This window comes from Streptomyces sp. NPDC002490, from assembly GCF_040296045.1.
GTDB lineage: Bacteria > Actinomycetota > Actinomycetes > Streptomycetales > Streptomycetaceae > Streptomyces.
Genome location: NZ_JBEOWM010000001.1, coordinates 48,381 through 61,933 on the forward strand (window position 1 = coordinate 48,381; position 13,553 = coordinate 61,933).

A 13,553-nucleotide genomic window follows, 5' to 3' on the forward strand; every position below is an offset into this window, starting at 1 on the left:
CGATTCGGCCGAGCTGTCGAAGGCGGCCACTCTAATCGCCGAGCCTATTTGCTGCTCATACCGCGGAAATCCGTGTGTCGGACGAATGGATATCGAGAACGCGTTCGGCACCCCTTCGGGTGGCGGAATCCGAACCGGCCCGGAGATCACCCCTTCGGGTGCGGAACCCGGGGCGGTGTCGGGCGTTGGTCCATGGGCCGGGCGGCCCGCCCGGTGCGTCACCCAACGACCTAGGAGCAGTACTTCTCATGTCGCGTACCGCGAAGGCCCTCGTCCTGTCCACCGTCGCCGCCGCGGCCGTCGCCGGCTCCGCAGGCATCGCCAGCGCCAGCGCCGGTGCCCAGGGCGCCGCCGTGGGGTCCCCCGGTGTGCTCTCGGGCAACGTCGTCCAGGTGCCGGTCCACATCCCGGTGAACGTCTGTGGCAACACCATCGACGTGGTCGGCATCCTGAACCCCGCGTTCGGCAACACCTGCGTCAACGGCTGACGTTCCGACGCTCCACGAGCCGCCCGCCCCGCACCGGGGGCGGGCGGCTCGTCCGTGTCCGGAGGGTGACCCGAACGGTCACCGCACGGTTGCGACCCGGTGCGGGGGATTCGACGGTGGGGGAGTTCCAGCCCCCCAGGAAAGGGAATCCTCATGCGCGCTCTCCTCGCGCGACGCCTCGGGACCACCGCACTCTGCGCCGGCCTCCTCGTCGGCGCCGCCGCCCCCGCCTCCGCCTCGCCCGCGGCGGACGCCTCCGACCGGGCGGCACCGAGCAGTCAGGTGCCCGACAACGACAAGGACACCGCCGCGGGTGCCCTCCAGGGTGCCGTGGACGCGCTGGTCGCAGCGGCCCTGGCCGGTGACGACGCCGGGTTCGTCAGCCAGGTGACGACCCTCGCCGAACGGGCCGCCGGGCAGCTGCTCGACGGCCTGCCGCAAGGCGACTCCGTCCCGTCGGTCCCCGGCACCGGAACCGTCCCGTCGGTCCCGGGCGCTCCCACCGTCCCGTCGGTCCCGGGCGCTCCCACCGTCCCCGGGGCGCCGACCGTGCCGACGATCCCCGGCGTGCCGACGATCCCGGGGTTCCCGACGGTCCCCGGCGCCTCGACGCTGCCCATCACCCCGCTGATCCCGGCGGCCCCGGCCGTCGCCGCGCCGGACTGACCTGCGGCACCCGGTCCGCCGGGGTCGGCCCGCTCCGGGTCGACCCCGGCGGCCTTTCCGCGCTCGCGCGCCGGGACGGAACGCGCCCGGGGCGCGCTCCGGGCGCACCGCGGGAATTCCCGAGGGAATACGGGAAAGGGGTGCCGGACGCGCCGTCCCGGAGCTTCGGTTGCGGGGGCGCGGAGATCCCCCGAAGAGAGGGGATTATTTTTCATACAAGAATACCTACGAAGGGATTTTCGGCTCCGCGCGTCCCGGCGCTCCGGCGGACCGAAACCCCTTCGGGTGGGGGTTGTGGAGAATCCGCGCGCCGGGGGTTTCCGGGGCGGACGGAGGTCGTTAGTCAACGCAGTAGTACGCCTTCCCACCGGTGGCCCACAGGTCGCCGAAGAAAGGAACACGATGAAGCCCCTCAAGGCTGCCGCCGTCGTCGCCGGATCCTTCGCCCTGGTCGGCGCCGCCGCACCCGCGTTCGCCGCCGACCCGATGCCCACCAGCCTGAACGGTGCCCTGGAGGCGTTCACCAGCCAGTCCACCTTCGATGCGCGGGCCCTGCACACCAATGCGATCGACACGGAGAAGGAGGGCACCCTCATGAACAACGTGCAGAACACCGCGGACCGGTTGAACGCGCGCGGTCCCCAGGCCGGATCGCTGCTCGGCGGACTTCCGGTCGGCAAGTAGCCCCCGGCGGTCCGCGCGGCGGTGTGCGTCCCGCCCGCCGGCGCGCGGACCCGCCCCGCGCCCCGTACCGCGCTCCCGCGCTCGGTCGACCACGGGTGATCCCGTGCCCGCGTCGCTCGGACGAGTGACACGAACGTCCTGGTGCGCTCCGTATGTCGCTACGGTGCGGTGGTGACCTCAACCCCCACCGAAAAGCGCCCCTTCCACCCCGCTGAACTCGGCACCCTCGCCGTGATGGCCTGGAGCGGGGAACACCCCGACGAACAGGGCGACGTGGCCTTCCTGCTCGCCTACCCGCTCGGTGACGGCCCCGGCGGCGCCGAGGGCTCGTCGGCCGCCGTCCGCGCCCTGCTGGAGAACACCGGACTGCCCGTCGGCGGCCCCGTGGTGGACGCCACGACCCGCCCCAGCTTCCCCGTCTCCCTCCTCGTCGAGGCCGGGCAGGCCGTCGTCAACATGCCGCACCTCAGCGCCCAGTGCCTCGTTCCCCCGGAGTGGCTCGCCGCGGTCCGGGACCGCGGTCACGCGTACTTCCTCTTCGCCACCCGCCCCTGGCCCCAGGGCGCGCCCGGCGTGCAGATGAGCCAGGAGACCCTGTCCGCCTTCGCCGGCGACATGGACATGCTCGCCGGGGCCGCCCACTGCCTGCTCCCCGCCCGCAGCCTGCGGAGCTGACCGGCCGGTCCGCCCGCGATCCGCCGCCCGGACGCCGGGCGGGCGGCGACGTCGGCTGTAGGCCGCTTGCCGCGCGGGGCGTGCCCTGGCGCGCGCCCCGCGCGTTGGGCAGGGCGAGTCGTCGACCCGACCGGGAGGTCACCGTGCGAGGGACCCGCCGCGCCCTGCTGAGGACGCTGTTCGCCGTCGCCGTCGCGGGAGGCACCGCCGCGGCGCTCACCCCCGTCCTCACCGCGGACCGCGAGCACCGCTCCCGCGCCCCGGGCAACCCCGGGGCGCCCCGCGGCGAGGTGCTGTTCGACGAGACCTACCGGGGCCGCCGCCTCCAGGGCCGGCGCACCGCGGGCGCGGCCGGGGGCCACGCCCGGGGCGCCGCCCCGACCGCCGTCGAGGTCACCGTGGACGGACGGCCCCTGGCCCTGATGCGCCGCGCGGACGGCGGGTACCTCACGATGGTCGACCACTACGTCTCGTACCCGACCCCCCTGGCGGCGACCCGGGCCGCGGTGGACGAACTCGGACCGGCCCGCCTGGCCGCCTCGCCCGCGGTGCACGGCGCCTGACCGGAAGACCCGAACGGGAGAGGAGAACACCGGTGGTCCCCACCCGCAAGAACGTGACGAAGCTGACCGGGGCGGAGCGCAGGCGCTTCGTGGACGCGGTCCTCGCCCTCAAGCGCAAGGGCCGCTACGACGAGTTCGTCCGCGTGCACATCGACTACTACGTGTCCGACGGCGACCACCGGCGCCGGGTCGCCCACATGGCCCCCTCGTTCCTGCCCTGGCACCGCAAGTTCCTGCTGGAGTTCGAACGCGCGCTCCAGCAGGAGGCGCCCGGGGTCACCGTTCCGTACTGGGACTGGACGGCGGCGCGCTCGCCGGTCGCCCCGCCCTGGACGGACGACCTCCTCGGCGGGACCGGACGGGGCCGTGACCGCCGGGTGGACACCGGACCGTTCGCCCGCGCCAACGGCTGGGTGGTGCGGGCGAACGTCACCGACGACGACTTCCTGGTGCGGGACCTGGGACGGCCTGCGGACCCCTTCGCACTGCCGTCTGAGGCCGAACTCGACGCGGCCATGCGGGAGTCGACGTACGACGAGGAGCCGTGGGACTCCACGGTGACCTCCGGATTCCGCAACGGGCTGGAGGGCTGGACCGGCTCCCGGTTCGGGAACGACCGCTGGCGCAACCACAACCGGGTGCACCGCTGGGTCGGCGGCACCATGCTCGGCGGGGCCTCCGTCAACGACCCGGTGTTCTGGCTGCACCACTCCTTCGTCGACCTGCTGTGGTCGCGGTGGCGCCGGGCCCACCCGGAGGGCGCCTACCAGCCGGCCGAGCCGCCCGGGTTCGGCTCGCTCCAGCGCGGGCGGATCGTGGCGCGCGGCGAACCGATGCCGCCGTGGAACGTCACCCCGGCCTCGATGGAGGGTCACGGCCGGCTCTACCGCTACGCGTGAGGGCGCGCCGGGCACGCACGCCCGGCGCGCCCTCACGCCGAAAGCCCCCGGCAGGCCGAGGAGCTGCCGGGGGCTTCGACGACGGGACCTCGGTCGCCGTGCGCGGTGGTGGTGCTCAGTAGCCGTAGCCGACCGGGCCGCCGCCGTTGACGCAGGTGTTGCCGAACGCGGGGTTCAGGATGCCGATCACGTCGATGGTGTTGCCACAGACGTTCACCGGGACGTTCAGGGGGATCTGCACGATGTTGCCGGACAGGACGCCCGGCGACCCGACGGCCCCGGCGGCGGCGTTCGAGTCGGCGGCGGCCAGACCCGCGCCGCTGAGCATCACGGCGCCCGTACCAACGGCCACGGCGACCGTCTTCGCGATGCGAGACATCACGTACTCCTTCGGTTGGGTGGTGCGGTGGTTCGCGCGAGCGCCGGGGGTTGTGGCGCCGCACGCCCCCTTCAACGGCGTGGGACGGCCCGGGTCACGGTTTGTCAGCCCTTGTCCCGGGGAAGAGCGGCCGTCTGCCGGCACCGGGTAGGGTGAGGGGAGCGTCGCGTGCCGGTGGCAGACCGTGCCAGGCATGGAGGCGCCGAACCGAAGGAGGCCGACGATGCGTTCGTCGCACCCTTCGTCCTCGCGTGACTGAGCGCGAGACGACCAGGCTCGTCGCCTGGAGCCGAGAACTCCGCCGAGTGCACCACCGGCTGCGGGAAGCGCTGGACCTGACCCGTGCCGCCCTCGCCGAGGGCACCACCGGTGACGCCGCAACCCGTGAACTGCTGCTGTACTGCCACGGCTTCTGCACCGCCCTCAACGGCCACCACCAGGGCGAGGACCGCACCCTGTTCCCGGCCGTCGCGGCGGCGCACCCGCACCTGCGGCCGGTGCTGCGCGCGCTGGAACAGGACCACTCCATGATCGCCCACTTGCTCGGCGGCCTCCAGGCCGCCGTGGAGCGGGCCGCACCGCCCGAGGAACTCGACCAGCACCTCGAAGGCGTCGCCGCGCTCATGGAGAACCACTTCCGCTACGAGGAGCGGCAACTGCTCACCGTGCTGGAGGCCCTGGAGCTGGACGCCCGGCCGGAGGAGGTGCTGGGCCCGCTGTGAACCCGACCTGAGCACCGTCCGCCCGGGGCGGGGCCGCGGGTTCACCGGGCGACGAGGGTGACCTCGGTGGCCTTCACCCCGGTGAACACGGCGGTCCCGTCGCGCAGCCCCAGCTCCGCGGCGGCGGCCGGGGTGATCTCGGCGATCAGGTCGGGCGCCCCGGCGGAGGTCACCAGGACCCGCAGCCGTCCGCCCACCGCGGTGAGTTCGCGGACCGTGCCCGGCCACACGTTGCGGGGGCTGCCCGCCGGGCGCTCCCGGTACAGGGCCACGGCCTGCGGGGCGATCACGGCCAGTGCGTCGGTGCCCGGCGGCAGCGGCTCGGCGGCGACCACCCGGGCGCCCCCCTCGGTGCGCAGGCCGTCCGCGGTGGCGGTGCCGGGCCAGGCGTTGGCGCCCAGCATCCGGGCCACCCACGGGGAACGGGGGTGCCGGGCCACCTCGGCGGGCGAGGCGTCCTGCACCAACCGGCCGTCCACCAGCACCACCACCCGGTCGGCCAGGGACACCGCCTCCACCGGGTCGTGGGTGACGATCAGACAGACGCCGTCGAAGGCGTCCAGATGGCGGCGGAGGACGTGCCGGACCCGGCCGCGGGTCGTCTGGTCCAGCGCGGCCAGCGGCTCGTCCAGGAGCAGCAACCGGGGGCGCGCGGCCAGGGCGCGGGCCAGCGCCACGCGCCCCGCCTGACCGCCGGAGAGCTGGGTCGGCCTGCGGTGGGCGAGGTGGCCCACCCCCAGTCGGTCCAGCCACTCCTGCGCCGCGCGCAGCGCCTCGGCGCGCGGCACGCCGTGCGCGCGGGGTCCGTACGCGGTGTTGGCGAGGGCGGACAGATGCGGGAACAACGCCGGCTCCTGCGGCACCCAGGCGGTGTCGCGGCGGTGCGGGGGCGCGTCGGCGAGGTCCGCGCCGCCGAGCAGGAGACGGGCGGCGGTGGCCTGGGTGGGCAGTCCCAGCAGGGCGCGCAGCAGGGTCGTCTTGCCGGCGCCGTTGGGGCCCACGACGGCCAGGGTGGTGCCGCCGGGGGCGGCCAGCACCAGGTCGGTGAAGCCGGTGAGGCGGGCGTCCAGGGCGGCTGCGACCGGCTCCCGGCGCCTCCCCGCCCCAAGGGCGCCAGGCGGCTGGGTCCCGTGCGCCGGCGCGTCACCGCCGCCGGCCTCCCCCGCGCCCTCGGGGTCCGCGGGCGTGCGCTCCGAGCGCACGCGCCGGGCGCGGGCGTCCCGCGCGGGGACGGCGCCCGTCCACCGGCCGCGCAGCGCGACCAGGACGGCCAGGGCGACGAGGAGCAGCAGCAGGGACACCGAGGTCGCCGCCCCGGGGTCGTTCTGGAGCAGCAGGTAGACCTGGAGCGGCAGGGTCTGGGTGGTGCCCGGCAGATTGCCCGCGAAGGTGATCGTGGCTCCGAACTCGCCGAGCGCCCGGGCCCAGGTCAGTGCGGCGCCGGCGGCCAGCCCTGGGGCGACCATCGGCAGGGTGACCGTGCGGAACACCCGCCACGGGCCGGCGCCCAGCGAGGCGGCGGCCTCCTCGTAGCGGGTGTGCAGCGCCGCGAGGGTGCCCTCCAGGCTGATCACCAGGAACGGCATCGACACGAACGCCGCCGCGACCACCGCGCCGGCGGTGTGGAACGGCAGCACGATCCCGAACCAGTCCTCCAGCCACGGCCCGAGCAGCCCGCGGCGCCCGAAGCCGAGCAGCAGGGCGACCCCGCCGACGGTCGGCGGCAGCACCATCGGCAGCAGCACCAGCGACCGGACCAGTGCCTTCCCCCGGAACGGGACCCGGGCCAGCAGCCAGGCGAGCGGCACCCCCAGCAGCAGCGACAGCCCCAGTGCGCACGAGGAGACCACCAGCGAGAGCTTCAACGCGGTGAGCGACTCGGGTGCGGTCAGATGGGCGCCCAGCTCGTGCCACGGGGTGCGGGCGAGCACCCCGAGCAGCGGGACCAGCAGGAAGGCCACGGCGAGCAGCGCCGGCAGCGCCAGCACCCACGGCACCCGGCCGCCGGCGCCCGGGACCCGTCCCCGCCCGCGCGGCCGGTTCGTCCCGGCGGGAGGGACGGGTCGGGGCAGCGGGTCGGGTCGGGCCGGCGGGTCGGGTCGGGTCACGGCTGCTGGAAGCCCGCGTCCCGCAGGATCTTCTGCGCGGCCGGGGAGGACAGCCACTCCACGAACGCCTGTGCGGCGGGGGTGTCGGAGGAGTCCTTCAGCACGGCCGCCGGGTACTGGGCGACGGCGTTCTGCGCGTCCGGGATGGCGACCGCGTCGACCTCGTCGGGCGCGGTGGCGGCGTCCGTCTCGTAGACGATGCCCGCGTCGGCCTCGCCGAGTTCCACCTTGCTGAGCACGGCGCGCACGTTCGGTTCCTCGGAGACCGGCTGCACGGCGACCTCCTGCCCGTCGAGGACCTGCCGGCTGTAGCGGCCCACCGGCACCTCCGGAGCGGCGAGCACCACCTTCAGCTTCGGGTCGGCGAGGTCCTTCAGCCCGTCGACGCGCTCGGGGTTGCCCTCGGGCACGGCGATGACCAGGCGGTTCTTCGCGATGACGGTCGGGGTGCCGGTGTCCGCGCGCAGCCCGTCCATGGTCGTGGTGTCGGCGGTGACGATCGCGTCGGCGGGGGCGCCCTGGCGGACCTGGGCGGCGAGTTCCTGGGAGCCGGCGAAGGAGAAGGTGAGGGCGACCCCGGGGTGGGTCCTCTCGTACGTGCTCTCCACCGTCTTGAAGACGTCCGTGAGGGAGGCGGCGGCGAGCACGGTGAGCTTCGCGGAGGTCGCGGGGCCCTTGCCGCTCGCCGTGCCCGGGGCGTCCGCGGCGGGCTCGTCCTCGCTGCCGCAGGCGGTGAGCAGGGGCACCAGCAGGGCGGCGGCGGTCACGGCGAGCGCCCCGTTGCGCGCCAGGGCGCGCCGGGGGCGGAGGTGCGGGGCGCGTACGGCGCGGAACATCGGGACTCCTCGGATGCGGTCAGGAACGTTCAGGGTTGTGCGGGTCCGTGCGGGGTGCGTTCAGGCACGGTCGATGTGGACGTTGGTGGACTTGACCCGGGCGGTGGCCCGGGCGCCGACCTCCAGACCCAGTTCCTCGACCGCTTCCCGGGTCACCAGGGACACCAGCCGGTGCGGGCCCGCCTGGATCTCGACCTGGGCGGCCACGTCCCCGAGCTTCACGGCCGTGACGATCCCGGGGAACGCGTTGCGGACGGAGGTGTGCGGCGCCTCCTCCTCGTCCCCGGCGCCCTGTGCGGCCAGCTCGACGGAGAACGCGGCGAGGTCCCTGCCGTCGACCATCCGCCGCCCGGCGTCGTCGCGGTGCGTGGCGACCCGCCCGGCGTCGGCCCAGCGGCGGGCGGTGTCGGGGCTGACGCCCAGGAGACGGGCGGCCTGCCCGATGGTGTACGACGGCATGTGCGCCACGGTAAGGAGCATCGGGGCGCAGATGCAACCTGATCGGGTGATAGTGGCTGGTGTGTGCGGTGTCCGGCCGGGTGGGCCGCGGCCCGTCGGCTCAGGCGTCCGGGGGCGCCGAAGCCCGGGGCCGGTCGCCGGCGTGCGCCCGGCGCGTGCCGAACTCCACCTCGGCGGCGGGCAGCACGCGGCTGGTGCGGCCCGGGAAGCGGATGGTGCGGAAGATCGCGTTGTGGTGGCGGATCGAGGCGGCCGCCGCCGCGAAGGCGGCGGTGTCCTCGTCGCGGACCGAGGTGGTGTGTCCGTCCGAGACGAGCAGCAGGTCGTAGCCGAGGGCGAGGGCCCGGCGGGCGGTGCTGTCCACGCAGAACTCGGTGGCGAAGCCGGTGACGACGACCTCCGTGACGCCCCGCTCGCGCAGCACCCGGTCGAGGCCGGTGTCCAGGAACCCGTCCGGGCTGGACTTCGGCAGCACCAGGTCCGGGTCGCGGGGGCCCAACTCCGCTGCGATGCGCCAGCCTTCGGTGCCCGGCACCAGTTCCTCGTCCCGTTGTTGGAGGAACACGACGGGAGCCCCCGCGGCGCGGGCCCGCCCGCACAGTCCGGCGACGGCCCCGACCGTTCCGGCGGCCCGGTGGGCGATGTCGACCAGGGTGTTCTGTAGGTCGATCACGAGGAGGGCGGGAACGCGCGGTGCGGGTGCGGGTGGCATGGGGGCACGGTAGCGGGGGCGGCCGGGGCCGTCCTCCGGTTTCCGTCCCGTCGGGAGGCGCACCCGGGTAACCGCAGGTGCCCTCCGCTAAGTTGGGTGGGGAGGTTCGTGACGAACGGCCACGGGGGGACGGCCGGGCGCCCCGGTGCCGGCCCGCCCGGGAGCGTCAGTGCCGGCCGGTACCGTGCGGCGACCCGCGCGAACCCGTGCGGCAGTACGCGAAGGAGCGGCCCCGTGACATCCGAGACGGACCCGACGACCGACCCGACGACCGATCCGACTCCCGGTCCGGCGGCCGATCCGGGCGCCGACCCCGGCGGCTGGGACGCCGCGCTCACGGCGGCCTTCGGGATACTGCTCGGCGGGGCGCCGACCGTTGAGCCCGGTGCCGGCTACGGGGTGTACTACGGCTCGGACTCCGTCAACGAGTTCCTGTTCCCGAACACCTGGGCCACCCCCGACGCGTTGACGGCCGGCGAGCCGAGGCGACTGCTGGCCGAGGAGGGCGAGTACCCGTTCTCCCCGAGCGCGTGGTGGTTCGACCCGAGCCGGTCGGTGTTCTGCTTCGACCCCGACCTCCTGGACGGAACGGGGCCGTGGGCCGAAGGCGGTCACCAGGGCCCCCGGCCGTTCGACGACGCCTTCGTCGCCGACGTGCGGACCGTCGCCCGGGTCGATGAGGACAGCGGTCTGGTGATGCTGCACGGCTCGGAGTTGGGCCCCCTCCTCGCCCGCCACCGGGTCGACCTGGCCGGCGGGGAATCCGAGCAGCTGAACGGCTGGCTGAGCGTGGTGCTGCGCGTCGCGACCGACGGCACCCTCACCGATGCGATGCGGGCCGCCACGTTCACCGAACACGGCCCCGCACACCTGGTGTCGGTCGACGACATGACGTACGCCCGCGCCGCCGGCGAGCCCTGGGAGAAGAAGCTGAGCGCGGTCACCCATCCCGCACTCCGCGACCACCTCCGCATGCTCTGCCTCAGCGAACGGGACGCCCGCACCGAGGGCGGCTTCCGCTGCGGAGCCGACGCCTGGCCGGAGACCGACCTGGAAGCGCTCGGCCACTCCCTCGTCGCGGGCTGGGGGTTCGGCGAGTCCCAGGCCGGTACGGCGGTGGTGCGCCTGCCGGGTGCGCCGGCCGCGCATCCCTGACCCGGGGCACCGGACCCCGGAGCAGGACCGGGGGATTGCCCCAGGACGGGTCCACGGGCTGGCCGGATGGTGCCCGCCGGTGACCGCACCTAGCGTCGGAACCGACGGTCGCCGGTGATCCCCTGGGAGCAGCATGCGCACGAACGGCCCTTTCCTCAGCAGGCGTTCCGGGCTGGCGGGAGCGGCGGCGACGGCGGTGACGCTCGTGACCGCCGCGGCCGGTCCCGCCGCCCCGCTGCCCCGGTCCGGCGGCGCCCTCCAGGCCGATGTCGACGCGATCCGGGCCACCGGCACCACGGGCGTGCTGGCGGAGGTGCGGTCACCCCGCGGTCGGACCGTCGCCCGGGCCGGGGTGGCGGACCTGGAGCACGACGGACCGGTGCCCTGGAACGCCTACTACCGGATCGGCAGCGACACCAAGACGTACACCGCTGCCCTGGTCCTCCAACTCGTGGCGGAGGGACGACTGCGCCTCACCGACACCGTCGAACGGTGGCTTCCGGGCGTGGTCCGGGGCAACGGGAACGACGGCTCCAGGATCACGGTCGCCAATCTGCTGCGCCAGACCAGCGGCCTCAACGACTACCTGTCGTCCTCGGAGGGCTCCCCGTTCACCCCCGACGCCTACCGCCGGAACCGATTCCGCCCGGGGGCCCCGCATGAGCAGGTGACGGCCGCCCTGAGCAGGCCACCGCTCTGGACGCCGGACGCCACGGACCCCGCGGAGGAACGGCGTTGGGGGTACTCCAACACCAACTACGTCCTGGCCGGCATGATCGTGGAACGGGTGACGGGCAACCCCTGGGCGCACGAGGTCCACGAGCGGATCATCCTTCCGCTCGGGCTGCGCAACACCCTCGTCCCCGGCACTTCGTCCCATGTCCCGCGGCCCACCGCGGTGGCCTACACCCAGTTCCCCGGCACCACCGGCCTGACGGACACCACCGTCGCGACGGCGGGCGGCGCGGACGGCGGAATCATCAGTACGCCGCACGACGTGACGGTCTTCCTCCGCGCCCTGCTGAGCGGCCGGCTGCTGGCTCCGGCCCAGATCGCGGCCTTGAAACGGACGGTCCCGGCCCCCGACTTCGGCCCGCCGGGCACGGCTTACGGCCTGGGGCTCGCCCGGCGTCCGGGCAGGGGCGGTGCCGACGTGTGGTTCCACGGCGGTACGCACCTGGGCGTGGTCTCGGAGACGGGGGTGACATCGGACGGTGCCACCGCGGTCGCCGCCGCCCTGTTCACCCTGCCCACCGAACCGGGCCGGGCGGACGCCCAGTCCCGGGCGGCTCGGCGGCTGGTCGACCGGGCACTGGGGTAGAGCGGCCGGGACCGGGGTGCCCACCGGCGCCCCCCGGCATACGGCTCCCGGGACCACGTCCGTCCCGCCGCAGGTTCCCCGTCCGCGCGGGCGCCGCTTCGCCAGAGGCCCCGGTGAACCGAAGGGCCGCGAGGGCCGGTGCGGCAGGCGGGCCGGACGGCGACGGGGTCGGGCCCGGGTGGAGGCTCAGTCGACGAGGGTGCCGGCGGTGCGGAGCGGCAGGCCGGCGCGGACCCGCCGCTTCAGCTCGCGGAAGTCGCGGAAGCCGTCCAGGAAGGCGATCGGGGCGCCGTCGCCGTCGTGGTCGTCGAACACGCGCAGCAGGTCGCGGTCGACGTGTTCCAGCAGGCGGGGGTCGTCCAGGGCGATCGCGGTGGGCGGGGTGGCGATCTCCAGGCGCGGGCGACCGAGCACCGCGTCCGCGTGGAGCGCGCCGCCGATGACGAAGTGGTGTTCCTCGCCGTAGAAGAGCCGGGTGCGGACGTCGCCGCCGATGTGGGCGCCGCAGTCGTTGTAGTCGCCGATGAGCCGGTCGGTGCTCAGGTCGCCGTGGACCTCCAACCACCCGGCGGTCACGACGTCGCGCGCCCGCATGTCGCCGGTCACCAGCAGGAAGGACTCGGGGTCGTCGCCGTCGCCGTAGGCACCGTCGACGAGGAGATCGCCCAGCACGACCAGGAGGTGGATCCGCTCCCGGGTCAGGTCGAGGTCGCCGGGTACGTGCAGGTCGCCCTCGACCAGGCGCATGTCGCCGGTGGAGTCCTCGATCTCGTCGAGCGCCGCGGTCAGCCGCCGGGTCTGGTACGCGCTGCGGAACCTGCCGATGGCCGCGAGGACCTCGGCGGGGGAGACCTGACCCAGCCGGTAGCTGCGAGCGTGGTCGATCACGACGGGGACACCAGGGGCTCGTTGCCGGTCGAGGACGGGCGCGGGCGGTGCTCGGCCAGCCAGACCCGGGCGTACGCGACGGAGTCGGCCAGGGAGAACAGTCGGGCCCGGGCCGCCCCCACCGTGCCCCGTACCACCGGGCGTTCCCGTTCGAAGGCCGCGCCCAGCTCGTCGAAGCCGTCATCGGTGATCGAGGTGTCCCGCACGGTGTGCCAACTGCGGCCCTGCGTGGTCATGATGGCGAAGGAGTTGTCGACCCGAGGGGCGGGAATCCGGTACTCCGCCAGGTGGAACGCCGTACAGGACGCGAAGTCCGCGCCCAGCAGCAGGACCCGTGCCCCGACCCCTTCCAGCCGGGCGAGCGGGCTGCGTTCACCGAGCCGGCAGTCCAGTGCGTGGTCGTCCACGATCGCGGCGGCGCCCGGGCCCACGGCCGCGAACGAGGTCTGCGGGTGCGCGCTGCGGACGGCTCCCGGCCAGGTGCGGACGGTCTCCGGGATCGCACCCACCCCGCGGGTGGGCGTGGTGCGCGGGTCGTAGGGCGGCATCGACGCCCGGATGTCCGCCCACCACGCCTCGGGCACGGGCGGATCGCTCCACTCCGCCGGATCCGAGTTGTCGCCGGAATGCGTGGGCACCACCAGGGTTCCGCGGTCGCCCAGGGCGTCGAGCAGGGCCGTGACGACGGTGCCGGAACCACCGCACACCCAGCCGAGCGAGCTGAGGGAGGAGTGCAAGAGGAGGGTCTCACCGGGGCGTAGGCCCAGGTCACGCAGTTCGGAGGCGAGTGAATCGTGCGTGCACAGCGGTCCGGCCGGAGGCTTCGTCGACATGACTGGCGAGTGTGCACGGTTCGAGGGCCGTGCACCACCGGATTCCCCGACCAGGCCCGGCCGGGATCGCCCCGCTGCCCGCCCGGCGTTCCGTTCGGGATCGGCAATGACAGGAGTCAGTATCGACATCTGCCACTTGGTGACTGGGGAGGAGCATGTGTTGCA

The 13,553-nt window shown here is 74.6% G+C and carries 16 protein-coding genes; 9 read left to right on the forward strand and 7 right to left on the reverse strand.

All coding sequences use genetic code 11. The annotated features are described in order from the left end of the window. Window positions 1-248: 248 nt before the first annotated feature. The 6 genes from ABT092_RS00265 to ABT092_RS00290 all read left to right on the forward strand — a co-directional run bounded on the left by ABT092_RS00265 (window position 249) and on the right by ABT092_RS00290 (window position 3,975). On the forward strand, window positions 249-488 hold the full coding sequence (locus tag ABT092_RS00265) for a chaplin (RefSeq protein ID WP_351238065.1): 240 nt from the start codon (window positions 249-251) through the stop codon (window positions 486-488). Window positions 489-641: 153 nt separating this feature from the next. Further along, on the forward strand, window positions 642-1,154 hold the full coding sequence (locus ABT092_RS00270) for a hypothetical protein (protein WP_351238067.1): 513 nt from the start codon (window positions 642-644) through the stop codon (window positions 1,152-1,154). 402 nt (window positions 1,155-1,556) lie between these two features. Continuing rightward, window positions 1,557-1,838 carry a hypothetical protein gene (locus tag ABT092_RS00275; RefSeq protein WP_351238069.1) on the forward strand — a complete coding sequence of 94 codons (282 nt, stop codon included), beginning with the start codon at window positions 1,557-1,559 and terminating at the stop codon, window positions 1,836-1,838. Window positions 1,839-2,009: 171 nt separating this feature from the next. Beyond that, the gene (locus tag ABT092_RS00280) at window positions 2,010-2,513 is read left to right on the forward strand and encodes a DUF5949 family protein (RefSeq protein WP_351238071.1); all 504 of its coding nucleotides are present in this window, start codon (window positions 2,010-2,012) and stop codon (window positions 2,511-2,513) included. Window positions 2,514-2,656: 143 nt separating this feature from the next. After that, the gene (locus tag ABT092_RS00285; protein WP_351238073.1) at window positions 2,657-3,076 is read left to right on the forward strand and encodes a tyrosinase family oxidase copper chaperone; all 420 of its coding nucleotides are present in this window, start codon (window positions 2,657-2,659) and stop codon (window positions 3,074-3,076) included. Window positions 3,077-3,108: 32 nt separating this feature from the next. Continuing rightward, on the forward strand, window positions 3,109-3,975 hold the full coding sequence (locus ABT092_RS00290) for a tyrosinase family protein (protein WP_351238075.1): 867 nt from the start codon (window positions 3,109-3,111) through the stop codon (window positions 3,973-3,975). A gap of 115 nt (window positions 3,976-4,090) precedes the next feature. Here the strand turns inward: ABT092_RS00290 and ABT092_RS00295 are convergent, their stop codons facing one another. Beyond that, the gene (locus ABT092_RS00295) at window positions 4,091-4,354 is read right to left on the reverse strand and encodes a chaplin (protein WP_351238077.1); all 264 of its coding nucleotides are present in this window, start codon (window positions 4,352-4,354) and stop codon (window positions 4,091-4,093) included. A gap of 251 nt (window positions 4,355-4,605) precedes the next feature. On the opposite strand from ABT092_RS00295, the gene ABT092_RS00300 reads away from it, so the two are divergent. Continuing rightward, window positions 4,606-5,076: a hemerythrin domain-containing protein gene (locus tag ABT092_RS00300; RefSeq protein WP_351238079.1), complete on the forward strand. Its 471-nt coding sequence runs from the start codon at window positions 4,606-4,608 to the stop codon at window positions 5,074-5,076. A gap of 41 nt (window positions 5,077-5,117) precedes the next feature. Here ABT092_RS00300 and ABT092_RS00305 read toward each other — a convergent pair whose 3' ends face one another. The 4 genes from ABT092_RS00305 to ABT092_RS00320 form a co-directional block, all read right to left on the reverse strand. Then, window positions 5,118-7,064, reverse strand: coding sequence for an ABC transporter permease (locus ABT092_RS00305; protein WP_351238081.1), 1,947 nt, complete (start codon window positions 7,062-7,064; stop codon window positions 5,118-5,120). A gap of 116 nt (window positions 7,065-7,180) precedes the next feature. Further along, window positions 7,181-8,020 (reverse strand): molybdate ABC transporter substrate-binding protein, encoded by an 840-nt coding sequence (gene modA / locus ABT092_RS00310; RefSeq protein WP_351238083.1) that lies wholly within the window; start codon window positions 8,018-8,020, stop codon window positions 7,181-7,183. A 60-nt stretch (window positions 8,021-8,080) separates the two neighbouring features. Then, window positions 8,081-8,479, reverse strand: a complete 399-nt coding sequence (locus ABT092_RS00315; RefSeq protein ID WP_351238085.1) for a TOBE domain-containing protein — start codon at window positions 8,477-8,479, stop codon at window positions 8,081-8,083. 100 nt (window positions 8,480-8,579) lie between these two features. Beyond that, window positions 8,580-9,191, reverse strand: a complete 612-nt coding sequence (locus ABT092_RS00320) for a cysteine hydrolase family protein (protein WP_351238087.1) — start codon at window positions 9,189-9,191, stop codon at window positions 8,580-8,582. Between the two features lie 234 nt (window positions 9,192-9,425). On the opposite strand from ABT092_RS00320, the gene ABT092_RS00325 reads away from it, so the two are divergent. Together ABT092_RS00325 and ABT092_RS00330 are read left to right on the forward strand one after the other, a co-directional pair. Further along, window positions 9,426-10,346, forward strand: coding sequence for a hypothetical protein (locus ABT092_RS00325; RefSeq protein WP_351238089.1), 921 nt, complete (start codon window positions 9,426-9,428; stop codon window positions 10,344-10,346). A gap of 133 nt (window positions 10,347-10,479) precedes the next feature. After that, a complete protein-coding gene (locus ABT092_RS00330; protein WP_351238091.1) occupies window positions 10,480-11,667 on the forward strand; it encodes a serine hydrolase domain-containing protein in 1,188 nt (395 codons plus the stop codon). A gap of 186 nt (window positions 11,668-11,853) precedes the next feature. On the opposite strand, the gene ABT092_RS00335 is transcribed toward ABT092_RS00330, so the two are convergent. Both ABT092_RS00335 and ABT092_RS00340 read right to left on the reverse strand, forming a co-directional pair. Then, window positions 11,854-12,555 carry a hypothetical protein gene (locus ABT092_RS00335; RefSeq protein WP_351238093.1) on the reverse strand — a complete coding sequence of 234 codons (702 nt, stop codon included), beginning with the start codon at window positions 12,553-12,555 and terminating at the stop codon, window positions 11,854-11,856. After that, on the reverse strand, window positions 12,552-13,388 hold the full coding sequence (locus ABT092_RS00340; RefSeq protein WP_351238095.1) for an AAC(3) family N-acetyltransferase: 837 nt from the start codon (window positions 13,386-13,388) through the stop codon (window positions 12,552-12,554). Before ABT092_RS00340 ends, ABT092_RS00335 begins: the two co-directional genes overlap by 4 nt. Window positions 13,389-13,553: the final 165 nt, after the last annotated feature.